The sequence below is a fragment of the Undibacterium sp. WLHG33 genome (assembly GCF_049544815.1).
Taxonomy (GTDB): domain Bacteria; phylum Pseudomonadota; class Gammaproteobacteria; order Burkholderiales; family Burkholderiaceae_D; genus Undibacterium.
The window spans coordinates 3,636,804-3,662,062 of sequence record NZ_CP186697.1; the positions used below are offsets into that span (position 1 = coordinate 3,636,804).

At 59.1% G+C, this 25,259-nt stretch carries 25 protein-coding genes and 6 pseudogenes; 13 read left to right on the forward strand and 18 right to left on the reverse strand.

What is annotated here, in order from left to right:
* The first annotated feature begins 166 nt into the window (after positions 1-166).
* Entirely contained in the window at positions 167-2,260 is a 2,094-nt protein-coding gene (locus tag ACOTSW_RS16420) for a type I restriction-modification system subunit M (protein WP_423682355.1), read from the forward strand.
* Positions 2,261-2,269: 9 nt separating this feature from the next.
* On the opposite strand, the gene ACOTSW_RS16425 is transcribed toward ACOTSW_RS16420, so the two are convergent.
* The 11 genes and pseudogenes from ACOTSW_RS16425 to qac all read right to left on the reverse strand — a co-directional run bounded on the left by ACOTSW_RS16425 (position 2,270) and on the right by qac (position 14,770).
* Positions 2,270-2,776: a hypothetical protein gene (locus tag ACOTSW_RS16425; RefSeq protein WP_423680158.1), complete on the reverse strand. Its 507-nt coding sequence runs from the start codon at positions 2,774-2,776 to the stop codon at positions 2,270-2,272.
* Complete coding sequence (locus ACOTSW_RS16430) at positions 2,773-5,139, reverse strand: DUF3141 domain-containing protein (RefSeq protein ID WP_423680159.1); 2,367 nt, start codon at positions 5,137-5,139, stop codon at positions 2,773-2,775. The genes ACOTSW_RS16425 and ACOTSW_RS16430 overlap by 4 nt, the downstream gene beginning before the upstream one ends.
* 85 nt (positions 5,140-5,224) lie before the next feature.
* Complete coding sequence (gene phbB / locus ACOTSW_RS16435) at positions 5,225-5,971, reverse strand: acetoacetyl-CoA reductase (protein WP_423680160.1); 747 nt, start codon at positions 5,969-5,971, stop codon at positions 5,225-5,227.
* Entirely contained in the window at positions 5,961-6,422 is a 462-nt protein-coding gene (locus tag ACOTSW_RS16440) for a phasin family protein (RefSeq protein ID WP_423680161.1), read from the reverse strand. The genes phbB and ACOTSW_RS16440 overlap by 11 nt, the downstream gene beginning before the upstream one ends.
* A 49-nt stretch (positions 6,423-6,471) precedes the next feature.
* Positions 6,472-7,602, reverse strand: a complete 1,131-nt coding sequence (locus tag ACOTSW_RS16445; RefSeq protein ID WP_423680162.1) for an ABC transporter permease — start codon at positions 7,600-7,602, stop codon at positions 6,472-6,474.
* 1 nt (position 7,603) lies between these two features.
* Complete coding sequence (gene rbbA / locus ACOTSW_RS16450) at positions 7,604-10,366, reverse strand: ribosome-associated ATPase/putative transporter RbbA (protein ID WP_423680163.1); 2,763 nt, start codon at positions 10,364-10,366, stop codon at positions 7,604-7,606.
* A gap of 3 nt (positions 10,367-10,369) precedes the next feature.
* Positions 10,370-11,449: an HlyD family secretion protein gene (locus ACOTSW_RS16455; RefSeq protein ID WP_423680164.1), complete on the reverse strand. Its 1,080-nt coding sequence runs from the start codon at positions 11,447-11,449 to the stop codon at positions 10,370-10,372.
* A 14-nt stretch (positions 11,450-11,463) separates the two neighbouring features.
* Entirely contained in the window at positions 11,464-12,951 is a 1,488-nt protein-coding gene (locus ACOTSW_RS16460) for an efflux transporter outer membrane subunit (protein WP_423680165.1), read from the reverse strand.
* 334 nt (positions 12,952-13,285) lie between these two features.
* Positions 13,286-13,600, reverse strand: coding sequence for a hypothetical protein (locus tag ACOTSW_RS16465; RefSeq protein WP_423680166.1), 315 nt, complete (start codon positions 13,598-13,600; stop codon positions 13,286-13,288).
* Between the two features lie 107 nt (positions 13,601-13,707).
* Positions 13,708-14,364 (reverse strand): annotated as a pseudogene (locus ACOTSW_RS16470) (AadA family aminoglycoside 3''-O-nucleotidyltransferase); the annotation flags it as partial.
* 73 nt (positions 14,365-14,437) lie between these two features.
* Entirely contained in the window at positions 14,438-14,770 is a 333-nt protein-coding gene (qac, locus tag ACOTSW_RS16475; protein ID WP_423680167.1) for a quaternary ammonium compound efflux SMR transporter QacL, read from the reverse strand.
* A 244-nt stretch (positions 14,771-15,014) separates the two neighbouring features.
* On the opposite strand from qac, the pseudogene intI1 reads away from it, so the two are divergent.
* Positions 15,015-15,434: pseudogene (intI1, locus tag ACOTSW_RS16480) on the forward strand (class 1 integron integrase IntI1); the annotation flags it as partial.
* A gap of 52 nt (positions 15,435-15,486) precedes the next feature.
* Here the strand turns inward: intI1 and ACOTSW_RS16485 are convergent.
* The 3 genes from ACOTSW_RS16485 to tetR(C) all read right to left on the reverse strand — a co-directional run bounded on the left by ACOTSW_RS16485 (position 15,487) and on the right by tetR(C) (position 17,683).
* Complete coding sequence (locus ACOTSW_RS16485) at positions 15,487-16,191, reverse strand: IS6-like element IS26 family transposase (protein ID WP_001067855.1); 705 nt, start codon at positions 16,189-16,191, stop codon at positions 15,487-15,489.
* A 531-nt stretch (positions 16,192-16,722) separates the two neighbouring features.
* Positions 16,723-17,037, reverse strand: a complete 315-nt coding sequence (locus ACOTSW_RS16490; protein WP_061342203.1) for a helix-turn-helix domain-containing protein — start codon at positions 17,035-17,037, stop codon at positions 16,723-16,725.
* Complete coding sequence (gene tetR(C), locus ACOTSW_RS16495; RefSeq protein WP_001038045.1) at positions 17,024-17,683, reverse strand: tetracycline resistance transcriptional repressor TetR(C); 660 nt, start codon at positions 17,681-17,683, stop codon at positions 17,024-17,026. The genes ACOTSW_RS16490 and tetR(C) overlap by 14 nt, the downstream gene beginning before the upstream one ends.
* 92 nt (positions 17,684-17,775) lie before the next feature.
* Here tetR(C) and tet(C) point away from each other — a divergent pair, with 92 nt between their 5' ends.
* Positions 17,776-18,966, forward strand: a complete 1,191-nt coding sequence (tet(C), locus tag ACOTSW_RS16500) for a tetracycline efflux MFS transporter Tet(C) (protein ID WP_001297013.1) — start codon at positions 17,776-17,778, stop codon at positions 18,964-18,966.
* 91 nt (positions 18,967-19,057) lie between these two features.
* Here the strand turns inward: tet(C) and ACOTSW_RS16505 are convergent.
* Positions 19,058-19,147, reverse strand: a pseudogene (locus tag ACOTSW_RS16505) (type VI secretion protein); the annotation flags it as partial.
* 65 nt (positions 19,148-19,212) lie between these two features.
* Here ACOTSW_RS16505 and ACOTSW_RS16510 point away from each other — a divergent pair.
* Positions 19,213-19,404: a hypothetical protein gene (locus ACOTSW_RS16510; RefSeq protein ID WP_009873362.1), complete on the forward strand. Its 192-nt coding sequence runs from the start codon at positions 19,213-19,215 to the stop codon at positions 19,402-19,404.
* 11 nt (positions 19,405-19,415) lie between these two features.
* Positions 19,416-19,694, forward strand: coding sequence for a tyrosine-type recombinase/integrase (locus ACOTSW_RS16515; protein ID WP_000015696.1), 279 nt, complete (start codon positions 19,416-19,418; stop codon positions 19,692-19,694).
* A gap of 357 nt (positions 19,695-20,051) precedes the next feature.
* Here ACOTSW_RS16515 and ACOTSW_RS16520 read toward each other — a convergent pair whose 3' ends face one another.
* A complete protein-coding gene (locus ACOTSW_RS16520) occupies positions 20,052-20,756 on the reverse strand; it encodes an IS6-like element IS26 family transposase (protein ID WP_001067855.1) in 705 nt (234 codons plus the stop codon).
* A gap of 65 nt (positions 20,757-20,821) precedes the next feature.
* Here ACOTSW_RS16520 and ACOTSW_RS16525 point away from each other — a divergent pair.
* The 8 genes and pseudogenes from ACOTSW_RS16525 to ACOTSW_RS16560 form a co-directional block, all read left to right on the forward strand.
* Positions 20,822-21,043: pseudogene (locus ACOTSW_RS16525) on the forward strand (tyrosine-type recombinase/integrase); the annotation flags it as partial.
* Between the two features lie 308 nt (positions 21,044-21,351).
* Positions 21,352-21,642 (forward strand): nucleotidyltransferase family protein, encoded by a 291-nt coding sequence (locus tag ACOTSW_RS16530; protein ID WP_001247892.1) that lies wholly within the window; start codon positions 21,352-21,354, stop codon positions 21,640-21,642.
* Positions 21,639-22,025 (forward strand): DUF86 domain-containing protein, encoded by a 387-nt coding sequence (locus tag ACOTSW_RS16535; protein WP_003100872.1) that lies wholly within the window; start codon positions 21,639-21,641, stop codon positions 22,023-22,025. Before ACOTSW_RS16530 ends, ACOTSW_RS16535 begins: the two co-directional genes overlap by 4 nt.
* 236 nt (positions 22,026-22,261) lie before the next feature.
* Complete coding sequence (locus ACOTSW_RS16540; protein WP_003465043.1) at positions 22,262-22,618, forward strand: cupin domain-containing protein; 357 nt, start codon at positions 22,262-22,264, stop codon at positions 22,616-22,618.
* 254 nt (positions 22,619-22,872) lie between these two features.
* Positions 22,873-23,199, forward strand: coding sequence for a hypothetical protein (locus ACOTSW_RS16545; protein WP_003100858.1), 327 nt, complete (start codon positions 22,873-22,875; stop codon positions 23,197-23,199).
* Entirely contained in the window at positions 23,196-23,696 is a 501-nt protein-coding gene (locus tag ACOTSW_RS16550) for a hypothetical protein (protein ID WP_003100856.1), read from the forward strand. Before ACOTSW_RS16545 ends, ACOTSW_RS16550 begins: the two co-directional genes overlap by 4 nt.
* Positions 23,693-24,064, forward strand: a complete 372-nt coding sequence (locus tag ACOTSW_RS16555; protein WP_003100853.1) for a hypothetical protein — start codon at positions 23,693-23,695, stop codon at positions 24,062-24,064. Before ACOTSW_RS16550 ends, ACOTSW_RS16555 begins: the two co-directional genes overlap by 4 nt.
* Positions 24,058-24,363: pseudogene (locus tag ACOTSW_RS16560) on the forward strand (recombinase family protein); the annotation flags it as partial. The gene ACOTSW_RS16555 and the pseudogene ACOTSW_RS16560, both read left to right, overlap by 7 nt.
* A gap of 101 nt (positions 24,364-24,464) precedes the next feature.
* On the opposite strand, the pseudogene ACOTSW_RS16565 reads toward ACOTSW_RS16560, so the two are convergent.
* Together ACOTSW_RS16565 and ACOTSW_RS16570 are read right to left on the reverse strand one after the other, a co-directional pair.
* Positions 24,465-25,022 (reverse strand): annotated as a pseudogene (locus tag ACOTSW_RS16565) (cation diffusion facilitator family transporter); the annotation flags it as partial.
* Positions 25,023-25,031: 9 nt separating this feature from the next.
* On the reverse strand, positions 25,032-25,244 hold the full coding sequence (locus ACOTSW_RS16570) for a hypothetical protein (RefSeq protein ID WP_423680171.1): 213 nt from the start codon (positions 25,242-25,244) through the stop codon (positions 25,032-25,034).
* Positions 25,245-25,259 lie beyond the last annotated feature (15 nt).

Below are 25,259 nucleotides of genomic sequence, written 5' to 3' on the forward strand. Positions count from 1 at the left end.
GTGAGTAAAGGGAGAGGGCACTTATTATTGGCTATGGGTTTTGTGTGGCGCATGGGTTATTATCACATTTGTTACAAAATACCAGAGTGACCCATCGTTGCCATCACTGACATCAATAAAAAATGATGTGTATCCAGCATTTTCCCGTAGCAATCTTAGCCGAATAATGACTCAAACTTCAAACAACCTTGCCTCAGATTCATGGGCCATCGCCGACCTTCTTCGTGGAGATTTCAAACAAAGTCAATATGGCCGCATCATCTTGCCGTTTTGCTTATTGCGCCGCTTAGAGTGCGTGTTGGAAGCGACGAAAGACGCGGTACTGGCCGAATACGAAAAAGTGCAGGCGATGAATTTGCCAGAAGAAGCGCAAGAAAAATTGCTCTTGCGCGCCACCAAAGTGGGCGAGCATCAACTGAGTTTTTATAACACCTCCAAGATGGATCTCTCCAAATTGGGTGAGAGCGGTATTAAGGCCAACTTAGAAAGCTATATTCAAAGTTTTTCCAAAGATGCGCGTGAGATTTTTGAATACTTCAATTTCGCCGAATTTATCGGTCAACTGAACGACGCTAATTTGCTCTACAAAGTCGTGCAAAAAGTGCGCACCATTGATCTCAGCCCCAAGGCGGTCTCGAATCACGACATGGGCTTGGTGTTTGAAGAGTTAATCCGCCGCTTCGCTGAAGGCTCGAACGAAACTGCCGGTGAGCACTTTACTCCGCGAGACATCGTGCGCCTGACGACGTCGCTGGTGTTCATGGAAGACGACGAAGCGCTGACCAAGTCAGGCATCATCCGCACCATTTATGACCCGACAGCGGGTACAGGCGGCTTTTTGTCAGCGGGCATGGAATATGTGCATGAGCTCAACCCCAATGCTGTGATGCGCGCCTATGGTCAAGAACTGAACCCCGAGAGCTACGCCATCTGTAAAGCCGATATGCTGATCAAAGGCCAAGAGGTCGGTAATATCAAACTCGGTAATACGCTCTCCAACGATCAGCTTCACGCCACTAAGTTTGACTACATGCTCTCTAATCCGCCATTCGGCGTCGATTGGAAAAAAATTGAAGACGATATCGTTAGGGAACATACAGAGAAAGGGTTTGACGGACGCTTCGGTGCTGGTTTGCCAAGGGTTTCCGATGGCTCTTTATTGTTCCTGCTGCACCTCATCAGCAAGTTGCGTGATGCCAAAGATGGTGGTGGTCGCATCGGCATTATTCTCAATGGCTCGCCTTTGTTCACAGGCGGCGCGGGTTCGGGTGAATCAGAAATACGCCGCTACATCCTCGAAGCCGATTTACTCGAAGCGATTGTCGCCTTGCCGACCGATATGTTCTACAACACCGGCATTGCGACTTATGTTTGGGTGCTGTCGAACAAAAAAGCAGCCACACGTAAAAACCAAGTGCAATTGATCAACGGCGCTAACCTCTGCGGCAAGATGCGTAAGTCTTTGGGCAGCAAGCGCAATGAAATGAGCGGTGACGACATCGCCACCATCACCAAATGCTTCGGCAATTTTGAAGTAGTGGATGCCCGTGAGCTTGATAAACCCGCAGAAGCCAAGAGTAATCGCGGTCGCCAATCGGCTAACCCGAAAACAGAGGCCGCAAAAACCTTCGCCGCCAAAATTTTCAAAACACATGAGTTTGGCTATCGCCGTATCACCATAGAACGCCCATTGCGCCAGTCTTACCAATTCTCAGACGAACGCATCGCCACACTGCGTTTTGAATCAGGTGCCTTGAACAGCGTCATGCAATGGGCTTATGCAGAGTTTGCGAATCTACCCAATGCGATCTGGAGCGATGCGCCCGATTGTGCTCATTACGGTCACCTCAGCAGCCACGAAGAAGCAATCCGTCGTTACATCAAAACCCATTTCGCCGATCTCAAAGAAAAGCAAATCAAAGACCTGCTGGACCGCAGCACATGGATCAGCACCAAAGCCATCATGCTGAAAGCCAAAGCCTTGCAAGTGCAGATCGGTACAGCACAGTGCGATGATATGAATGGCTACGAAGACGCTGTCGCGAAAGCGGCCAAGCTTGCCGCTATCAGCCTCGACGCCAAAGACAAAAAGGCGATTGAATCCGCAGTGAGTTGGAAGAACCCAGAAGCGCAAGCCGGGTTGTGTCGCAATAAGGTAGAACGGACAAAAAATGTGGCGAGAGTCCGGAAAATTAAAAAGCTAAACTATAAAACTGTTCAGCTTTGGACAAAGGCTGACCTTTGGAGGCCCAACGGATAATGCAGTCGTTTAAGAACCTTGCAGAGGGTACTTTTGATGAGGCTTTTGCGAAAATCGTCCATACCAAACTTTACCAGATCCGCTTATTGCGACACAACCGAAAATCGCCACCCCCTCCTGGCTGGTGCAGGTGCAGTCCAGCGTGACGTGATGGGTGGCCGTGTCTTTGCTGCTCACCTGCATCTGCACGGTCAGCCTGTCGCCGGGCCGAACGGCTCCGAGCAAGCGCAGGTTCTGGCTGACATATTGGGTTCCAGGCCCCGGCAGGCGTGTTCCCAGCACAGCCGAGATCAGGGCGTTTGCACAAATGGCCTCCGTGGTGCCCCGAGCGCTTGAGGACACAGCAGGTTCTGGATCCACATCACCCGATTGCAGCGCGAACATGTGGATGTCTTGCGAAGAAAACGTGCGTTCGAGGCTGGCGCTGTCGCCGATGGCGATCTCGTCGAAGGTGCGGTTGCGCAGGACATGCCATGCATCGGCAGTGGCATCGACCGGTTTGGGCGAAGTCGTCATGTGCTTTTTCCTCGCCGTGTTTGTCTTGTCTGCGGCGCGGCGGGTGTCTTGGACGCGGTTGTCTTTTGAGGCGCCTTCGGCTTTGGCGAGGAGGTCTTGGGTTTCGTGTCCGCGACCGCAGAGGGTGCGTCATGGGCAGAGGGCATAGCGGGCGCCGAAGCCGCCTGCGCCCGGCGGATCGCCTGCTCGAACAGGGTAGACACCTGCTTCAACTTGGCTTGCTCTGGTGCGGACAGCGCATCGCCGCTGCCGAGCACCTGCGCGATCATCCCCGCAACCTGTCGGATGTCATCAGGCGCTACGTTGTTCAGCAGCCCGGGGATGGCGGACACCGCGGCGTCCTCGAGGAGCCTCATGAGCAAAGCCTGGCGACGCACGAGGTGGCGGAAGGCCTGCATGTCGAAGTCGTTGCCCAGTTGGGGGCGCACCAGCTCTTCTGCGTGGCGAAAATGCCGTTCATCGGCCTCGCCACGCTCGGCCAGCACGAAGAACAGTGCCCGTATGGCTGCTTCCACCAGCCCACCGCTGTGAACGGCTCCTTCGAGGCGGGTCAATTCTTGCACCAGATACTGGCGGTGCTCGGGCGTCTCGCTGGGATGGGGTCGCGGCGGTGCATCGTCGTGCAGGCTCTGTCCAGTCATGGCCTGCACCAGCGGCAGGCTGTACAGCGTGTCAAACGCCTGTGCGTAGATCTGGTCGCGGCAATCACGGAATTGATCCAGCATCTGTTCGACGGCGGTGGAAAACTGCGCCTGCAGTTGCAGGAAAGGGTTGGCCTCGGAGACGGGCTGACGATGGTCGCGCACGTGTTGCGCAGCCTCATGTACTGCGGCGGCGAGCGGATGCCTGTCAGACCACAATTCATAGCCCATGCGCAGCGGATGCAGCTGCTCCAGCCACTTCGCACCCTGGTCCGTGACCAGGGCACGCATCCATGGCTGCACGAAGCTGCGGTAGCAAGCCAGGTTGACCTCGGAGATCCGCGCAACGGCGGCGAACCGGCGATCGTTCTCAGGGTCGGGACGGACGATCTCACGGACTTCATCGATGCTGCTGCGGCGAATCCGCGTCAGGAAGACGTCACTGGTTGGGTCTCCTTCCTGCACTGGGTCGGGATGCTCATCGATTTGCATGTGGTGAATGCCTGCCGGCAGCACGTCGATGATGTCGATGTTCGCAGCGAACTCCTGGTGCTCTTTACGCCCGACGCTGCCGGAGACGAAGATTCCCAGATGTCCGATGCTGTCATGGGTAGCGTAGACGATGGTCTGGTCATGTCCCAGCACGTCCAGGTCGTTGCGGTACAGGTCGGTGATCCAGCCCAGGGCCTGGGGCGGCGGGGTGATGTTGTCCCCATAGGAGCAGAACACCAGGATCGGCGAGCGAATATTGCGCAGGTCGATGCGCACGCCATCGGATGTCATCAGTTGGGCGGTGCTCAGCTTGTTGCCGATGAACAGGTTATCGACGATGTACTGCATCTCCACGTCATTCAGGAAGACGTGGCCGCCCCAGTACTTTTCGAACTGCAAGTAGCGCGGGCCTTCCGTGTCGACATTGGCGTACAGGTTGTACTGTTTGCTCCACAGCGTATTGGCCGGGTCCAGGTTCTCGAAGTTCTGTACCAGCCAGGCGCCGTCGAACCGACCGGCGCCCAGATCGCCGGTCAATGCCGTCAACCAACTACCGCCGGTCAGGCCGCCTGCATAGCGCATCGGCATGTCGCCCGCCCAGTACGACAGCGGCGCGCCGGCGACGATGATCGGTCCGAACAGTTCGGGCCAGACGGCAGCTGCCATCAGGATCTGCCAGCCCGCCTGGCAATTGCCGATGACCGCAGGCTTGCCGCGGCTGTCGGGGTGCAGCTCGCCGACCTTGCGCACGAAGGCCGCTTCGGCGCGCATGACGTCTTCGACGGTCTGGCCGGGAACGGGATCGGGCAGAAAGCCTACGAAGTAGCAGGGATGGCCAGCCTTGAGGGCCGCGCCGACCTCGCTATCGGGTTTGAAGCCGCCGATGCCTGGGCCGTGGCCCGCTCGTGGATCGACCACCACGAACGGTCGCTTGTGGGGATCGCTCGGCGTGTCGGCTGGCGGCAGGATACGTACGAGGCCATAGTTGACCGGCTGCGGAAGGTCCAGCCCGGACATGATGACCTCAGAGGCGAAGTCGAGTACGTTCGGCGTCTGCTCCTGCAAATGCTCCTGGTACTGGTTGCCGCGTTGGCGGCGAACGTCGGCATACAGAATGGACCGCTGCCAGGCATCCACTGCATACTCGTTTGCCATCGCCGATAGTCGCAACGGGTCCCACAGCAACTGCCCCCAAGCGGCCGTTGGTGATGTCGTGGTGTCTTGATTCATGGCGATGGGCACTCCTTCTGTGATGAAACTGAAAAATTGAATGGCAAGGGGCCGCAGGCACATCGTCTTGCTGGCCCTTCCTCACTCAGTACATGTGCTGGCCACCATTCATCGACACGTTGCTGCCGGTCATGAACCCCGCAGACTCGCTGGCGATGAATGCAACCAGTGCGGCGATTTCCTCAGGCCGTCCCAGACGACCCACGGGAATACCGGCAATCACCTGCTTGACCACCTCCTCCGACATGCTCGTCACCATCTTCGTATCCAGATACCCCGGCGAGACGGTGTTGACCGTCACGCCCTTGCGCGCCACCTCCTGCGCAAGGGCTTTAGTGAAGCCATGCATGCCGGCCTTTGCGGCGGAGTAGTTGGTCTGGCCGAACTGCCCCTTGGAGCCGTTGATCGAGGAGATGTTGACGATCCTGCCCCAGCCGCGTTCGAGCATGCCGTCAATGAATGGCCGAGTGACGTTGAATACAGAATCGAGATTGACGCGCAGGACCGCATCCCAATCGGCGTAGCTCAGCTTGCGGAACGTAGCATCACGCGTGATGCCCGCGTTGTTGACCAGAATGTCGATGTGGTGACCGTCTGCTTGAATGAGGCCGGCCAGCTCCTGGCAGGAGGCATGGTCGGCCACATCCGCGCCGTAGGCGATGAAGTTGTAACCTTCACCCGCCTGGGCTTCCAACCACGCGCCGATGCTGGCATTGCCTGGCGAGTGGACGACGATCACGGTATGGCCAGCATCGTGTAAGGCCCGGGCGATGGCCTCGCCCAGGCCACCGTTGCCGCCCGTGACCAGGGCGGTGCGTTGTTCAGCCGGCATTGCGACCACCGGTCTTGCCCGGTGCCTCCTTGTCCTGTGCCGAGGCCCACACGGCTCCCCACTGTTTGAAAATATCCTGGAACGGGAGTACCGCATCGCCCTGGCCTACGGCCTGCGTAACCGATTTCTGCCAGTCCTGAATGGCTTGCTGCAGGCCTTGAGTGAAGGTGGTCTGATTCTTGATTGCGACTTGCGTTAGTGCCTGCGCGCCACCCATCTGGTGCTGAAACTGACGCCAGAAGGCCTGCGCGGGCAGCGTGGCCAACTCCTGCCAGTTCTGGGCCTTGAGCAGGCTTTCGATCTCAGTGCCGGACTCGGCAATGTTTTCGCTGCCCGCGCGCGTGGCGTTCTCCAGCCATTGCTGGCCGTTTTCCTGCATCAGGCGCTGCAGGCGCAGTTGCAGTTCCAGGTTCGCCTTGAACAGGTTGAGGGGGATGGTTTCATTGCTCATGGTCAAACTCCTTGCTTGGGTTGAAATGCCCAATCGGGCGGTCAGACGATCAGGCCATCTGGCCGATCGTTTTGCGAAAGCGTGCCAGCGACAGGAAAAACAGCACCGCGCCGATCAAGGCCAGCGCCAGGAAGGGCTGCCACACCGTCTCCAGCCCCGCGCCCCGATAAAGGATGGCCTGGCTCAGTTCCACGAAATGGGTGGTGGGTGCGACCAGCATGATGTTCTGCACGATCTCGGGCATGCTTTCGCGTGGCGTGGTGCCACCCGAGAGCATCTGCAGCGGCATGATGGTGAGCATCATCAACATACCGAACTGCGGCATGTTGCGCGCCAGGGTGGCGAGGAAGATGCCCATCGACGTGGTGGCGAACAGACTGAGCGCCGCGCCAGCGAAGAACAGTGCAATGGAACCCTCGACTGGAACGCCCAGGACGCCGCGCACCATGAGATTGAGGGACAGGAAGGAGGCGATCAGCACGACCAGGGCCATCGACCAGACCTTGGAGAGCATGATCTGCGCGGGTGTAACCGGCATCACCAGCAGGTGCTCGATGGTGCCGTGCTCGCGCTCCCGGATCAGCGCTGCGCCGGTCAGGATGATGGACAACAGCGTGATGTGGTTGATGATCTGCACCACCGAGCCGAACCAGGCCTTGTCCAGTGCCGGGTTGAAGCGTGCGCGCAATGCCAGATCCACGGGTGGCGCGTCGGTGCCGCGGTAACGCTTGACGAACTCATTGACTTCGCCGGTGAAGATCTGCTGTATATAGCCACTGCCGGTGAAGGCCTGGCTCATGCGGGTGGCATCGACATTGAGCTGCGCGGCAGGCGATCGCCCCGCCAGCACGTCGCGCTGGAAGTTGGGCGGAATGACCAGGGCAAAGGTGTACTGCCCGGCATCCATGCCCGGATCTACGCTTCCATAGTCGATCATGGCCGGTGGCGTGAACTGCGGCGGGTAGAACGCCGAGGCAATCCGTTGGGACAGCGCCGAATTATCCTCGTCGACGATGGCGATGGGCGCGTTGTGCAGCGTCTCCGGCATGGACGTGGCCCTGGTGTAGACCGACGCGGTGAACACATAGACGATGAGTACGAGCATCATCGGATCACGCCAAAGACTCCATAGCTCCTTGACACCGAGCTGGTAGATGTTGGCCAGGTTTCGTCTGCGCATCTCAGCGCTCCTGCTTCTTGAGTAGCAAAACGGCCGCACCGAGAATCACCGGAACCGACAGCAGCATCGACCACAACGGCCCCGCCAGATCGGCCAGGCCGAGCGCTTTGCTGAACACGCCACGGCTGATGGAGATCATGTGCGTGGCGGGGTAGATCTCGCCGATGAACTTGCTGGAGCCTTCAAGCGAGGACACGGGATCGATCAGGCCGGCGAACTGGGTGGCCGGAATCAGGGTGCCGATCATGGCAAAGAACATGGCCGCGATCTGGCTGCGCGTGACGGCCGAGGCGAGCAGCCCCATGCCTGTCGCGGCGAAGGAGAAGATCAGCGCGGCCAGCGCCAGGGTCAAGAAGCTGCCCTTGACCGGCACACCGAAGATGGTGACCGCGAGCAGGCTCATCAGCAGGAAGTTCATCATGGCCAGGCCGACATAGGGCAGTTGCTTGCCAAGCAGGAACTCGATGCGCGTCACCGGCGTCACGTACAGATTGGTGATCGAGCCTGTCTCTTTCTCGCGCACCACCGCCAGCGCGGTCAGCATCGCCGGCAGCATGAGCAGCAACAGGGGAATCACGGCGGGCACCATCGCCGGCAGGCTCTTGACATCGGGGTTGTAGCGAAAGCGCGTCTCGACGCTCGCATTGCCTGCTGCGCTGGCGCCGCCGCGCTCGCTGGCCTGTACCAGCAGCCAGTGCTGGTGCATGCCCTGAACGTAGCCCTGCACGGTTTCGGCGCGCTGCGGCATGGCGCCGTCGAGCCACGCACCGATCTGCACGTTCTGGCCCCGCAACACATCGCGGGCAAAGCCAGCGGGGATTTCGATGGCCAGCGACAGTTCGCCGCTGCGCATGCGCCGGTCGAGATCCTCGTAATCGACGATAGGCGGGTGCTCTGTGAAGTAGCGCGAGCCGGCCAAGTTCAGCGTGTAGTTCTGGCTGAGCGTGGTCTGGTCGCGATCGAGCACCGCATAGCTCAGGTCCTCGACGTCCAAGGTGATGCCGAAGCCGATCGCGAACATCAGGAGCAGCGAACCGCCCAGCGCCAGGGTGGCGCGCACCGGATCGCGCTGCAGTTCCAGTGCTTCGCGCCACAGATAGCTGAGCATGCGGCGCAGGCTGAAGCCTTCAGCGTTGTGCCCGATGTGCTCAGTGTGTGTCGCTGGCGTCTGAATCGCCGTATTGGCGGCCTCGGTGGGGCCGGCGGGAGCGACCGTGCCGCCCTCCGCCTCGATGAGGTAGCCGATGAAGGCCTCTTCGAGGGTTTTAGCGCCGCGCTTCTCGACCAGCTTGGCGGGCACGTCGCTGTCGAGCACCTTGCCCGCATGCATCATTGACATGCGGTCGCAGCGTTCGGCCTCGTTCATGAAGTGGGTGGAAATGAAGACCGTCACCCGGTCGCGACGTGACAGCTCGATGAGCAGCCGCCAGAATGCATCGCGCGCTACTGGATCGACCCCGGAGGTCGGCTCGTCCAGAATCAACAGTTCGGGCTTGTGCACCATGGCGACTGCCAGCGACAGGCGCTGGCGTATGCCCAGAGGCAGGCTGGCCGGCAAGCTGTCGATGACTTCCACCAGGCCGAAGCGCTCCACCATCTCTTCGACGCGGCCCGGAATGTCCTTCGGGGGCACGCTGAACAGCTTGGCGTGCAACTCCAGGTTCTGGCGTACCGTGATTTCGCTGTAGAGCGAGAATGCCTGCGACATGTAGCCGACGCGGCGGCGGGTGTCCAAGTCATGCGGGTCCACCTCATGACCGAACAGCCAGGCTCGTCCCTCGCTCGCCGGCAGTAGCCCGGTGAGCATCTTCATCGTCGTAGACTTGCCGCAGCCGTTGGAGCCGAGGAAGCCGAAGATTTCACCGCGCCGGATGCGGAAGGACACGCTGTCGACGGCAACGAAGTCGCCAAAGCGCATGGTCAGCCCCTCGGCTTCGATGGCGATATCGTCCGCGCCGTCCTCAGGCAGAGGCGGAATGACAACCGCTTGGTGTCCGCGCTTTTTCTCTTCCGGGAGCAGGCGGATGAATGCCTCTTCCAGGTTCGGGCTGTTTGTTGTCTCCAGCAATTCCTTCGGCGTACCGGTGGCGAGGACCTTGCCGTCGTCGATGGCGGCGAGCCAGTCGAAGCGCTGTGCCTCATCCATGTAGGCGGTAGCCACGATCACGCTCATGCCGGGGCGGTCGGCGCGGATGCGCTCGATCAGATCCCAGAACTGCGCGCGCGCCAGCGGGTCCACGCCAGTCGTCGGCTCATCGAGAATCAGAAAATCCGGGTCATGAATCAGCGCGCAGCACAGGCCGAGTTTTTGCTTCATGCCCCCGGACAGCTTGCCTGCCGGGCGCTCCAGGAATTTGAACAGGCCAGTGGCCTGGGTCAGCTCATCGATGCGCTGGCGGCGCTCGGGCGCGTCATGGCCGAACAGCCGCGCGAAGAATTGCAGATTCTCCTCGACCGAGAGCGTCGGATACAGGTTTTTGCCCAGTCCCTGCGGCATGTAGGCGATGCGCGGGCATACCTGCTTGCGATGGGCCTTGCTGGCCATGTCGCCACCGAGCACCTCGACCGTGCCTTCCTGGATGATGCGCACACCGGCCAGCAACGAGAGCAGGCTGGACTTACCCACGCCGTCGGGGCCGATCAGACCGACCATCCGTCCAGCGGGGATGTCCAGGTCAATGCCATCCAGGGCAATGACGTCGCCGTAGCGCAGGCTTACCTGATGGGCACTGGCAACGGTCGCGAGCTGCGCGCTGTGGCTCATACCTTACTCCGGCACACGAACGGAGAGGTTCTGAGGCCACTCGGCCTTGGCGTCGAGCTTGACCCAGGCCACGCCGGGCAGACCGGTCTTGACCTGGTTCAGGTGCTTACGCAGCAGCTCCTGCGAGATCTGTGCGCGCACGCGAAACATCAGCTTTTGTCGCTCACTGGCGGTTTCCACCGTCTTGGGGGTGAACTGCGCTGCGCTGGCGACGAAGGAAACGGTGGCTGGAATCACATACTCGGGCGCGGCATCCAGAATGATGCGAACCTCCGAACCCAGCGCAACGCGGCCGGCCACGGTTTCGGGCAGGAAGAAGGTGATGTACACGTCCGACAGATCAAGGAGGTTCAAGACACGTCCGCCCGCTCCAAGCACCTCACCGGGTTGCGCGACACGCACCTGAACCCGTCCGTCGCGCGGAGACCGCAGTTCGCTGTCGCGGATGTCGGCTTCGATGCGGCTGATACTGGCCGTAGCGGCGGACACACTAGACTGCGCGCCGACAAGCTGCGCCCTGGCGGCTTCGACCGCGGCGCGGGCAGCGGCGGCCTGTGCCTTGCTGGCCGCGAGGGTCGCTTGGGCGCCCCGTACGCGCGCCCGGTCATCGTCCAGTTCCTGGATCGAGGCGGCTCCCTCACTCGACAGCGTGCTGGAGCGTGTCAGGCGCCGTTGCGCGGCGTCCAGTTCGGACTCGCGCTGACCAACCAGAGCCAAGGCGGCAGTCACGTCGGCTTCACGCAGCGCCACCTGTGCCTGCGCCGCGGTCACCGAATGCTCAGCCTGCTGACGCATGGCCAGGGCCTCGTCGCGCTGCGCTTCCAGCGTTTCCAGCCGCATCTTGGCCAGTGGCTGGCCGGCTGTGACGAAATCGCCTTCACGCACCAGGATGTCTTCGATGCGGCCGGGAAGCTTGGTGGCCACGTCGATCTCGGTGGCTTCGATGCGGCCATTGCCGTTGACGAATCCTTCGCCCGGGCCGCTGTCGGTAAACCTCGTCCAGCTCCACCAGGCCAGCGCGGCAACAACCGCTGCAGCGAAAGCGACCAGGAGTTTTTTCTTGAGAGAGGGGGAGATAGTCATGGGTTCGGCGTGCCTTAACGGGTTGATGGGGTGGAAGCGGGAGTCGAGGCCGCACCCTGTGCCTCGCCGGCTGCGGCGAGGGTGCCGCCGCCGAGCGCGGCATACAGCGCCACCTGGCTGGACAGCAGCGCGCGGCGCGCCTGTACCAGTTGTTGCTGTGCTCCCAGCAGATCGCGTTGGGCATCCAGCACTTCCAAGAAGGCGGCCGAGCCGTTGTCGTAGCGCAACTTGGCCAGGCGTGCGCGTTCGCTTTGCGCTTCCAGGTTGGCTCTCTGGATCGTCAACTGCTCAGCCAGCCAGTGCTTTGCGCTCAGCGCATCGGCCACCTCGCGGAAGGCCGATTGAATGGTTTTTTCGTATCCGGCGACGGCGATGTCGCGGCGCACTTCGCTCAGCTCCAGATTGGCGCGGCGGCGCCCGCCATCGAAGATGGGCAGCGACAGGGTGGGCATGAAGGTCCAGGCGCGACTGCCGGAATCGAACAAGCCATTCAAGTCGGAGCTGGCCGTGCCGAAGCTGCCGGTCAGCGCAATGCGCGGCAAGAACGCCGCGCGGGCCGCGCCGATGTGGGCATTGCTGGCACGCAATTGGTGTTCGGCGGAAATGATGTCCGGGCGACTGACCAGCAGCTCCGAAGGCAGACCGGCCCGCAGCTCAGCCAGAACCGTCGTTTCATCGAAGGGTGCCTTGGCGGGCAGCGGGCCGGGATCAGCGCCTACCAGCAGTGCCAGGGCGTGCAGTTGCGTGGTGCGAGCCTGCTCAAGCTGCGTCAGCAGCGCCTGAGCCTGGTTCAGCAAAGTTTGGACTTGAGTGAGGTCCAGCTTCGAGGTCGAGCCGACTTCAACGCGGCGCCGGAAAATGCGATAGGACTCCTCGCGGGTCGCGACGGTTTGACGGGCGATCGCCACGCGTTCGTCTATCTCGCGCAAGCCAAGATAACCGTCGGCCACCTGGGCGATCAGCGCCAGGTGGACGGCCTGGCGGGCCGCGTCGGAAGCCAGCCAGCTTTGCAGGGCGGCGTCTTCCAGGTTGCGGACCCGGCCCCACAGATCCAGCTCCCAGGTGCTCAAACCCACCTCGGCCCGATATTCGCCGCCCACCTGCGACCGGCCCGACATGTTCAGATCGCCAGGGACGCGGGCGCGTCCACCCTGGGCACCCACGCCCACGGCAGGAAATCGATCCGAGCGCTGAATGCGGAATGCGGCGCTGGCTTCCTCGACACGCAGCGCGGCCAGGCGCAGGTCGCGGTTGTTTTCCAGCGCAGTCTCGATGAGGCGTTGCAGCAGGGGGTCGGTGAAGTACGCCTGCCAGGCAAGCTCTCCCGCGTGGGCGCCGTCGGTGCCTGATCCAAGATGCGCGGGCCAGGCTTCGGGCACGGGCAATGGCGGGGTGTCTGGCGCCGGAGCGAGCGACATGCAGCCGGTCAAGACGACGGCGCTCAGGGCCAACGAGGCAGCGCGCAATCTGAACGCGGGAAACAACGGGGAAGTTGGGAGCATGGTCACGTTCCGTACAGGTATCGGGCTGAAGAGGGTCTGGTCGCAGAGGAGGGAATGGCTGCCACCCCCGCAATGCGGGGTTCGTGGCTGGTGTCCGCAGGCCCTACTTTCTTGCTTGCAAGTGCTGTCAAGCCCACTTCATCTCCTTGTTGATATGTGCATCCCCGTGTTCCCCGGCTGGTTGATAGGGCGCTCTTCCTGTGTCGTAACCCGATGTGCCGGGTTCACTCGCGCCCTGTGTTGATCTGCATTGTGAAATCTGAAAACAAACGATTGGACGGTTGCTTTCAATTATACATTACAATCCAAGAAACGCAATCAGCGGGCTCGTCGGTCATTGACGCAGGTCAATTCGAGCTGCCGGCTTGGGTTCAAGGAAGGCCCTGATTCTTGGTAGAGCCGGTGACAGGCCCATGGGAACACCCCTCAGATCTTTGAACAGAGCCTTTGAATGCCACCCAAGAAAGATGACGCGCCAGACAACAAGCGCCGCTACCTGTCCTCTGCCGCCAGGAAAGAGGAAATACTCGACGCGGCCCTGGTCGAATTGGTTGTGTCGCAATAAGCGGATCTGGTAAAGTTTGGTATGGACGATTTTCGCAAAAGCCTCATCAAAAGTACCCTCTGCAAGGTTCTTAAACGACTGCATTATCCGTTGGACTCCAAAGGTCAGCCTTTGTCCAAAGCTGAACAGTTTTATAGTTTAGCTTTTTAATTTTCCGGACTCTCGCCACATTTTTTGTCCGTTCTACCTTATTGCGACACAACCCGTTTTATTGCCCAGTCGGCAGCGACATCCTTCGGCGCGATTTTGCCGGTTATTGCGCTGTACCAAATGCGGGACAACGTAAGCACTACATTTCGCTCATCGCCGGCCCAGTCGGGCTGCGAGTTCCATAGCTTCAAGGTTTCCCTCAGCGCCTCGAATAGATCCTGTTCAGGAACCGGATCAAAGAGTTCCTCCGCCGCTGGACCTACCAAGGCAACGCTATGTTCTCTTGCTTTTGTCAGCAAGATAGCCAGATCAATGTCGATCGTGGCTGGCTCGAAGATACCTGCAAGAATGTCATTGCGCTGCCATTCTCCAAATTGCAGTTCGCGCTTAGCTGGATAACGCCACGGGATGATGTCGTCATGCACGACAAGGGTGACTTCTATAGCGCGGAGCGTCTCGCTCTCGCCAGGGAAAGCCGAAGCCTCCATAAGGTCATTGAGCAATGCTCGCCGCGTTGTTTCATCAAGCCTTACGGTCACCGTAACCAGCAAATCAATATCACTGTGTGGCTTCAGGCCGCCATCCACTGCGGAGCCGTACAAATGTACGGCCAGCAACGTCGGTTCGAGATGGCGCTCGATGACGCCAACTACCTCTGATAGTTGAGTCGATACTTCGGCGATCACCGCTTCCCTCATGATGTTTAACGCCTGAATTAAGCCGCGCCGCGAAGCGGCGTCGGCTTGAATGAATTGTTAGATGCCAACCCGGTCAATGTGCGCTGACCTTGGATAGCAGGTTTAGAACGGCGACGCCACTGAAGATAAGTCCCATGCCAATGAACGCCCAGAAGTCTAGTTTTTGGCCATGGAAAATCCAAGCAATAGCTGCCACAAGCACGATGCCAAGCCCAGCCCATACAGCGTAAGCAATACCGACCGGAATGGACTTGAGCGCGAGAGACAAGAAATAGAACGCAAGCCCGTAGCCAGCCACAACTACAACGGAAGGAACTAACCTAGTGAATCCATGGCTAGACTTCAGTGCGGATGTTGCGATTACTTCGCCAACTATTGCGATAACAAGAAAAAGCCAGCCTTTCATGATATATCTCCCAATTTGTGTAGGGCTTATTATGCACGCTTAAAAATAATAAAAGCAGACTTGACCTGATAGTTTGGCTGTGAGCAATTATGTGCTTAGTGCATCTAACTTTGTTTTAGGGCGACTGCCCTGCTGCGTAACATCGTTGCTGCTCCATAACATCAAACATCGACCCACGGCGTAACGCGCTTGCTGCTTGGATGCCCGAGGCATAGACTGTACAAAAAAACAGTCATAACAAGCCATGAAAACCGCCACTGCGCCGTTACCACCGCTGCGTTCGGTCAAGGTTCTGGACCAGTTGCGTGAGCGCATACGCTACTTGCATTACAGCTTACGAACCGAACAGGCTTATGTCCACTGGGTTCGTGCCTTCATCCGTTTCCACGGTGTGCGTCACCCGGCAACCTTGGGCAGCAGCGAAGTCGAGGCATTTCTGTCCTGGCTGGCGAACGAGCGCAAGGTTTCGGTCTCCACGCATCGTCAGGCATTGGCGGCCTTGCTGTTCTTCTACGGCAAGGTGCTGTGCACGGATCTGCCCTGGCTTCAGGAGATCGGAAGACCTCGGCCGTCGCGGCGCTTGCCGGTGGTGCTGACCCCGGATGAAGTGGTTCGCATCCTCGGTTTTCTGGAAGGCGAGCATCGTTTGTTCGCCCAGCTTCTGGGCACTGTTGCAAAGTTAGCGATGAGGCAGCCTTTTGTCTTATTCAAAGGCCTTACATTTCAAAAACTCTGCTTACCAGGCGCATTTCGCCCAGGGGATCACCATAATAAAATGCTGAGGCCTGGCCTTTGCGTAGTGCACGCATCACCTCAATACCTTTGATGGTGGCGTAAGCCGTCTTCATGGATTTAAATCCCAGCGTGGCGCCGATTATCCGTTTCAGTTTGCCATGATCGCATTCAATCACGTTGTTCCGGTACTTAATCTGTCGGTGTTCAACGTCAGACGGGCACCGGCCTTCGCGTTTGAGCAGAGCAAGCGCGCGACCATAGGCGGGCGCTTTATCCGTGTTGATGAATCGCGGGATCTGCCACTTCTTCACGTTGTTGAGGATTTTACCCAGAAACCGGTATGCAGCTTTGCTGTTACGACGGGAGGAGAGATAAAAATCGACAGTGCGGCCCCGGCTGTCGACGGCCCGGTACAGATACGCCCAGCGGCCATTGACCTTCACGTAGGTTTCATCCATGTGCCACGGGCAAAGATCGGAAGGGTTACGCCAGTACCAGCGCAGCCGTTTTTCCATTTCAGGCGCATAACGCTGAACCCAGCGGTAAATCGTGGAGTGATCGACATTCACTCCGCGTTCAGCCAGCATCTCCTGCAGCTCACGGTAACTGATGCCGTATTTGCAGTACCAGCGTACGGCCCACAGAATGATGTCACGCTGAAAATGCCGGCCTTTGAATGGGTTCATGTGCAGCTCCATCAGCAAAAGGGGATGATAAGTTTATCACCACCGACTATTTGCAACAGTGCCCATAGGCTTCATCAGCGCCTGACTGGCGAGCACGATTCCGGCCCTAGCCGCAGGATCGCGCAGGACGACCTAGTTACGAACCAGGCCGAGTGTTCCTGACATCCATCGGCACCATAGTTCTGCTTATCCGGCACGCGCGCGTCAGGGGTGTGGTGAACTACAAAGCAGACCCGTTGAGGTTATCAGTTCGATGCACAATCAGCAGCGCATAAAATATGCACAAGAACAGGAGCACCCTTCGCATTAAGCTGTGGTGGTAACAAGTAGTGCCGGGCTACCATCAGCGAGCATGATGCGCTCCCACAGCATTCGCCTTGGCAGTATGGAAGTTCCTCGCTCCAGTTCGGGCCGGTATCCACCTCGAGTGACCCCAGCCGCCCCTCATGCCAACCGAGCCCATTAAGCGCAGAGTCGGCCGCAACTATCTCGGGGACGCATAAACACGCAGCGATTTACCAAGGAGTTCGGCTAGGTCAATCCGCAATTCCCTTTGCCTGGCCGGAGATGCCGCGAGCAAACAATGTGTCCGGTCGCTACCAGATGGACTTTGTGGGCGGAGGATTGCACCAGACGCTTCAGCGCAGCGTCGTACGATGAATCGGAAGGCCCGGTAAGCAATTGAAGAACCGCTGACCACCTCCCATCCGACAATGCAAGGGTGCCCCGCTCCCAGCGCGACACGGTTGCCTGATCCACACCCATTAATTCAGCTAGGTGACTTTGCTTCATATGACGAAGCAACCGCGCCCTCCGCACCTGCCGCCCCCTGTCATTCGTCAACATTCTTCAGCACCTCAATGTCGTTCGTAGTGAGCCTCATTTTTTCAAGACCGCCGATGATGAGAGCCAGGCCTCGCTCGAATGCCGCGTCCGGACCGCCTTCGTAGACGATTTTCATCGCGCTCTGTAGGCGCGCCGGCATCGTAGACGCTGAGGTGGTCAACTGATCTTCGCCCCGCTCCTCGGCGTCTGCCTCGCTAGCTTGCTGCTCAAGAACAGCGCCGACGGTGAAGTAGCTGATTGCCATCAACGCATAGGTCGCGTCACCTGCCGAAAAGCCAGCATCGCAAAGGAAGCGAAGCTGCGCGTCGGCTTTTTCCATCTGCGGCGCGGCTGGCCGCGTCCCGGCATGAATACGCGCGCCATCGCGATAAGCGAGCAACGCCCGTCGAAAACTGCATGCATTGCCCTTCAGGAACGAACGCCAGTCGTCGTCATCCCTTGGCGTCGAATGCGTGTGATTTATCGTCAGCATGGCTTCGGCAAGTGCGTCGAGCAACGCACGCTTGTTCTTGAAATGCCAGTAGAGCGCTGGCTGTTGCACCCCGAGGCGCTCAGCCAGTCGGCGCGTCGTTAGACCTTCCATGCCCACGTCGTTAAGCAGTTCGAGCGCGGTTCGGATCACGGCCTCGCGTTGGAGCTTGTTCATTCGCGAATTCTCATGTTTGACAGCTTATCATCGATAAGCTTTAATGCGGTAGTTTATCACAGTTAAATTGCTAACGCAGTCAGGCACCGTGTATGAAATCTAACAATGCGCTCATCGTCATCCTCGGCACCGTCACCCTGGATGCTGTAGGCATAGGCTTGGTTATGCCGGTACTGCCGGGCCTCTTGCGGGATATCGTCCATTCCGACAGCATCGCCAGTCACTATGGCGTGCTGCTAGCGCTATATGCGTTGATGCAATTTCTATGCGCACCCGTTCTCGGAGCACTGTCCGACCGCTTTGGCCGCCGCCCAGTCCTGCTCGCTTCGCTACTTGGAGCCACTATCGACTACGCGATCATGGCGACCACACCCGTCCTGTGGATCCTCTACGCCGGACGCATCGTGGCCGGCATCACCGGCGCCACAGGTGCGGTTGCTGGCGCCTATATCGCCGACATCACCGATGGGGAAGATCGGGCTCGCCACTTCGGGCTCATGAGCGCTTGTTTCGGCGTGGGTATGGTGGCAGGCCCCGTGGCCGGGGGACTGTTGGGCGCCATCTCCTTGCATGCACCATTCCTTGCGGCGGCGGTGCTCAACGGCCTCAACCTACTACTGGGCTGCTTCCTAATGCAGGAGTCGCATAAGGGAGAGCGTCGACCGATGCCCTTGAGAGCCTTCAACCCAGTCAGCTCCTTCCGGTGGGCGCGGGGCATGACTATCGTCGCCGCACTTATGACTGTCTTCTTTATCATGCAACTCGTAGGACAGGTGCCGGCAGCGCTCTGGGTCATTTTCGGCGAGGACCGCTTTCGCTGGAGCGCGACGATGATCGGCCTGTCGCTTGCGGTATTCGGAATCTTGCACGCCCTCGCTCAAGCCTTCGTCACTGGTCCCGCCACCAAACGTTTCGGCGAGAAGCAGGCCATTATCGCCGGCATGGCGGCCGACGCGCTGGGCTACGTCTTGCTGGCGTTCGCGACGCGAGGCTGGATGGCCTTCCCCATTATGATTCTTCTCGCTTCCGGCGGCATCGGGATGCCCGCGTTGCAGGCCATGCTGTCCAGGCAGGTAGATGACGACCATCAGGGACAGCTTCAAGGATCGCTCGCGGCTCTTACCAGCCTAACTTCGATCATTGGACCGCTGATCGTCACGGCGATTTATGCCGCCTCGGCGAGCACATGGAACGGGTTGGCATGGATTGTAGGCGCCGCCCTATACCTTGTCTGCCTCCCCGCGTTGCGTCGCGGTGCATGGAGCCGGGCCACCTCGACCTGAATGGAAGCCGGCGGCACCTCGCTAACGGATTCACCACTCCAAGAATTGGAGCCAATCAATTCTTGCGGAGAACTGTGAATGCGCAAACCAACCCTTGGCAGAACATATCCATCGCGTCCGCCATCTCCAGCAGCCGCACGCGGCGCATCTCGGGCAGCGTTGGGTCCTGGCCACGGGTGCGCATGATCGTGCTCCTGTCGTTGAGGACCCGGCTAGGCTGGCGGGGTTGCCTTACTGGTTAGCAGAATGAATCACCGATACGCGAGCGAACGTGAAGCGACTGCTGCTGCAAAACGTCTGCGACCTGAGCAACAACATGAATGGTCTTCGGTTTCCGTGTTTCGTAAAGTCTGGAAACGCGGAAGTCCCCTACGTGCTGCTGAAGTTGCCCGCAACAGAGAGTGGAACCAACCGGTGATACCACGATACTATGACTGAGAGTCAACGCCATGAGCGGCCTCATTTCTTATTCTGAGTTACAACAGTCCGCACCGCTGCCGGTAGCTATTGACTATCCGGCTGCACTAGCCCTGCGTCAGATGGCTCTGATCCAAGGCAAACTGCCAAAATATCTGCTGGCACCGGAAGTCAGCGCCCTGCACCATTATGTTCCGGATCTGCATCGCAGGATGCTGCTGGCTACCCTGTGGAACACCTACATCTGTATTAACGAAGCGCTGGCATTGACCCTGAGTGATTTTTCTCTGGTGCCGCCTTATCACTGTTGAAGGCCACCGCTCATCACGCGTTTGCTGACATTGAGCCCTGCCGGCCGATCGGCCTGAGACTCTCAGCACAGGAGACGGCGGGTGACGAGCGTATACTTTTTCGACGCTTGGTTGCGGTCGCGCTAGGCGTGGCCGCCGACGAACCCGCTGGTGTCGCCCTTGCGGAGCAGCGCAAGGCGGACCTTGCCACGACATCCCCTCGCCCGCCGATCGTCTAAATTCGTCGAGGTTAAGAAATTCCCGCTCCGGCGAGGCCATCACCATCACCGGCGTCAGGTAGTGGACATGGCAGCAGCGCACGCAGGGGCACTGTTGCAAAGTTAGCGATGAGGCAGCCTTTTGTCTTATTCAAAGGCCTTACATTTCAAAAACTCTGCTTACCAGGCGCATTTCGCCCAGGGGATCACCATAATAAAATGCTGAGGCCTGGCCTTTGCGTAGTGCACGCATCACCTCAATACCTTTGATGGTGGCGTAAGCCGTCTTCATGGATTTAAATCCCAGCGTGGCGCCGATTATCCGTTTCAGTTTGCCATGATCGCATTCAATCACGTTGTTCCGGTACTTAATCTGTCGGTGTTCAACGTCAGACGGGCACCGGCCTTCGCGTTTGAGCAGAGCAAGCGCGCGACCATAGGCGGGCGCTTTATCCGTGTTGATGAATCGCGGGATCTGCCACTTCTTCACGTTGTTGAGGATTTTACCCAGAAACCGGTATGCAGCTTTGCTGTTACGACGGGAGGAGAGATAAAAATCGACAGTGCGGCCCCGGCTGTCGACGGCCCGGTACAGATACGCCCAGCGGCCATTGACCTTCACGTAGGTTTCATCCATGTGCCACGGGCAAAGATCGGAAGGGTTACGCCAGTACCAGCGCAGCCGTTTTTCCATTTCAGGCGCATAACGCTGAACCCAGCGGTAAATCGTGGAGTGATCGACATTCACTCCGCGTTCAGCCAGCATCTCCTGCAGCTCACGGTAACTGATGCCGTATTTGCAGTACCAGCGTACGGCCCACAGAATGATGTCACGCTGAAAATGCCGGCCTTTGAATGGGTTCATGTGCAGCTCCATCAGCAAAAGGGGATGATAAGTTTATCACCACCGACTATTTGCAACAGTGCCCCGTAGAACAAGCAGGCATCACGAAGCCCGCCACACCGCACACCCTCCGCCACTCGTTCGCGACGGCCTTGCTCCGCAGCGGTTACGACATTCGAACCGTGCAGGATCTGCTCGGCCATTCCGACGTCTCTACGACGATGATTTACACGCATGTGCTGAAAGTTGGCGGTGCCGGAGTGCGCTCACCGCTTGATGCGCTGCCGCCCCTCACTAGTGAGAGGTAGGGCAGCGCAAGTCAATCCTGGCGGATTCACTACCCCTGCGCGAAGGCCATCGGTGCCGCATCGAACGGCCGGTTGCGGAAAGTCCTCCCTGCGTCCGCTGATGGCCGGCAGCAGCCCGTCGTTGCCTGATGGATCCAACCCCTCCGCTGCTATAGTGCAGTCGGCTTCTGACGTTCAGTGCAGCCGTCTTCTGAAAACGACACCGGCGCGGCACGGGAATCAAGGCATTGCGATTCTCGAAAATAGTTCTTGAAATTCTATTCTTGATTGCATATCATCTCAACGAGTTTCGATAAGAAAGGATGCCCATGCGACCGTCTGTTGTGCTTGACATGAAGCGAAGCGCAGTGCGTGAAGCGGTAGGCCGCTTTCGCGCCGCGAACCCGCGCGTCTTCGGCTCGGTGCTGCATGGCACCGACCGGGATGGCAGCGACCTCGACCTGTTGGTCGATGCGCTGCCCGGTGCCACGTTGTTGGACTTGGGCGATTTGGAAGAAGAACTGAAATCGCTGCTCGGCGTTGACGTCGATCTGCTGACTCCCGGCGACCTGCCGCCGAAGTTCCGGGCCAAGGTGCTCGCGGAGGCGCAACCGATATGAGCGAGAACCGCCTGCCCGATTACCTCGACCACATTCAGCAGGCCGCAACCGATGCGCGCAGCTTCGTGGAAGGGATGGCCAAGGACGACTTCTTGGCCGACAAGCGCACCCAGCAGGCCGTCATCATGAGCCTGATCGTCATCGGCGAGGCGGCCACAAAGGTGATGGATGGCTACGTCGAGTTCACCCAGGCGCATGCCGACGTGCCGTGGCGCAGCATGCGCAATATGCGTAATCGCATGGCTCACGGCTATTTCGACATCAACCTCGATGTGGTGTGGGAGACGGTACAGGAATGGCTGCCGGCGTTGCTCCAGCAATTGCCCGCCGTGCGTCAGGATGCCGACGATGAAGACCGTAACGACAAAGGCATGGAGCCATGACCAATCAAGCCGCCGATGTTCGGCCCCTCTGGCGTGTTCGATCCCGCGACCTATGAGCCGCGCTCGGGCAAGACCTTCTGGATGGCCGCAACGGACGAGAGTTCGCTGGTGGGCAAGGAGGCAGCAGCCGACACGCTCATCGGCAACTGCACGACCGCACGACCAGCCTCCCGTTCAAATTCGAGTTAGAACTCATATCCAGCCTGTCTGGGGGCACTGTGAAAGAGGGATCTCCGATGACTGTTGAATCGAGAATATTTTCTGTAGCCGAGTATGTTCAGCCGTCCGAAGGCGAGCCTATTCGTTCCGTTGTGCTTGAAACCCGAGACTCAATTATCGTGGTTTGGCATGTCCATCCCGGGCAGGAAATTGCGGCTCACATTCATCCTCACGGCCAAGACACGTGGACTGTTTTGTCGGGAATGGCTGATTACTTTCAGGGCAATGGGATTGTTCGTGCCCTCAGGGAAGGTGAGATAGCCGTGGCAAGACCGGGCCAAGTGCACGGGGCGCGAAATACAGGTACCGAGCCATTTGTGTTCGTCTCGGTTGTGGCATCAGCCAATGCCGGTTTCGTATTGGCTGAGCGATAGAGCCCAATCTCTGGAGTTGGTCCAATGAGCGGTCGGGGAGATAGGTAACAGACATGCAGCGGACACGGCTGCTAAACCAGGTCGCAAACCTCCTTGCGTCGCAGCGTGCCGCAAGCGACGCGATCAATCGAATGGGGTCGGCATGAGACTGAACACCATCCAGTTCCCGACCGCGTAGCCGCCTGTCCTGCCGATCAGGTCTTGACCATCGACGCCTGGGATCAGTCCTGAATGTTCTTGGAGACCACTACGTTATGAGCCGCAGCCGCCGCAAAACACCCATCGTCGGGCACACGACCTGCGGCAGCGAGCGCGAGGACAAGAAGCTCTGGCATCAGCGCTGGCGCACCCGTGAGCGCACGGCGCTGACCAGCGCGTCGCCCGAAGCCCTGAGCGCCCATCTGCCCCTGCTGGAAAACCAGGCCAGCAGCGTCTGGTCGATGGGCAAGGATGGCCGCTCCTACTGGCCCGTCAAGCGCCAGGCCGCCACGGCGGATCGCATCGCCAATCACAAGGGACGCAACCCGCAAGAACGCGCCTCCCTGAAAAAGCGCCTGCTGCGCAAGTGGATGAGCAAATGAAGCTCTCCTTCCATCAGCACATTGCGCTGTTCTGGATGATCGGTGCTCCGGGCGTCTTCGCGCCCGTGATCGAGAACGCCAAGCGGCCCGATGCCGGCGCCGTCATGGCGTGGGGTGTCGCGATCGTGGCGGTGATGATCCTCTTCACCCCTTTGCTGCTGCGCTGTCCACCATTCCGGCGCTGGTATGGCCGGACGGATGCGCTGTCGGAGCGGCAGCGCCAGGCGCTTGCCGAGCGCGGCCTGCGCCGCTACTACCAGACCGCTTTCGATGACGGCTACGTGCCCCGCGTGATGCCCTACGTGTGGCGCATCATCTGGACGGTCGGCGGGTTGATGGCTGTGACCGCCGTACTGCCTACCAACACCGGACGGCCAGCCTTCGATGCCTTGGTGGTCTTCTCGACCTGGTATCCGATAGGCGTGATGCTGCTGGTTTTCGCGTCGAGGCCCCTTGGCCGGTTGATTCGCCAAAGAGCACAGGAGCGGCGGAAATGAGCACGTCAACCATCGAGGCGCTGGCCAGCGCCTGGGCAAGGATTGCCGAGGAAGCGGAATTCCCCGCTGACTACGAGGGGACTGCCACACCACAAGCGCATCGGGCTAGCGAAGCTATTCAGGAGCAGATTCGGGAGCGCATCGTCGCCACCAACGACATGCGGCTGTTCAGCCTGCTGCACCTGCTGGGTCAGGCGTCGCTGCGCATGGAGCAAGCGCTGTGGCCGGAGGATTACGAGCGGATGACGCGCGAGGTTGAGGAAGCCCTGCGGCAAGCCACCGACGCCAACGCCAGATCGTACACCCACGAAGAAGTGATGCAGGCGATGCAGGAACGCATCGACCGGGCGCGAGACAAGCCATGTTGATTGGCTATGCGCGCGTCTCGACGCAGGATCAGAACCTGGAGCTGCAACGCGAAGCCTTGAGCAAGGCCGGATGTAAAAAGGTCTTCGAGGACAAGGTGAGTGGCACGCGGGCAGACCGGCCTGGCTTGGCCAAGACGCTCGAAATGCTGCGCGAAGGCGATACTTTGGTCGTCTGGAAGCTCGACCGGCTGGGCCGGTCGGTCAAGCAACTGGTCGATCTGGTCGGCGATCTGCACAAGCACGGTGTCCAGTTCAGGAGCCTCACCGACTCCATCGACACCGGCACACCATCCGGGCGGGCCTCCAAAGGTCAGCCTTTGTCCAAAGCTGAACAGTTTTATAGTTTAGCTTTTTAATTTTCCGGACTCTCGCCACATTTTTTGTCCGTTCTACCTTATTGCGACACAACCGAGTCCACCCATGCCCAGCTGGTATAGCGAATGATCACGGCCCCGGCGATAACGCCTACCGACCCAAGCATGTCACTCCATACTTCGAGATAGGCACCTTTAACGTTCAGGCTCTTGTCCTTCCCACTGCCCAGCAAGCGCATGCTCACCAGATTGATCATCAGGCCAAGGGTCGCAACGATAAGCATCGCACCGGATTGAATTTCCGGAGGGTTGTTGATCCGCTGGTAAGCCTCGTACAGGATGTACATGGCAACCAGGAAGAGCAACACTGCATTGAAAGCAGCAGCCAGAATTTCGAATCGGTAATAGCCAAACGTGCGTAAGCTGTCGGCCGCGCGTTTACCGATTCGGATCGCGACCAGAGATACAGCCAATGCAGCAGCATCGGTGAACATGTGAGCGGCATCTGAAATCAGTGCCAGGCTATTGGTCAGGACTCCACCGACAACTTCCGCAATCAGGAATGTTGTTGTCAGTATGAGTGCAATCCAGAGCGGCTTTTCATTCGTGCCCTCATTGACTGCGTGTGCATGATTTGAGCTCATAGACTTTCCTTACTTCTTGTGTCGCTTGTGGCGGCGTTGGCCATGCAGCTTGGATGACGGACTGACGAGCTCCAAATGCGGCTTTTGGTGTTTCTTATTGCGCTTCTTGTAGCTGTAGTTCAGCCACCATATAAAGCCCCCCATGATCAAGATCATCACGATGGAACCGTAGACAAGGAACGTTGTTAGCTCGGCGTGCGCCGCGGATTCGCTTGAATTCATATTCACCACCTTTGA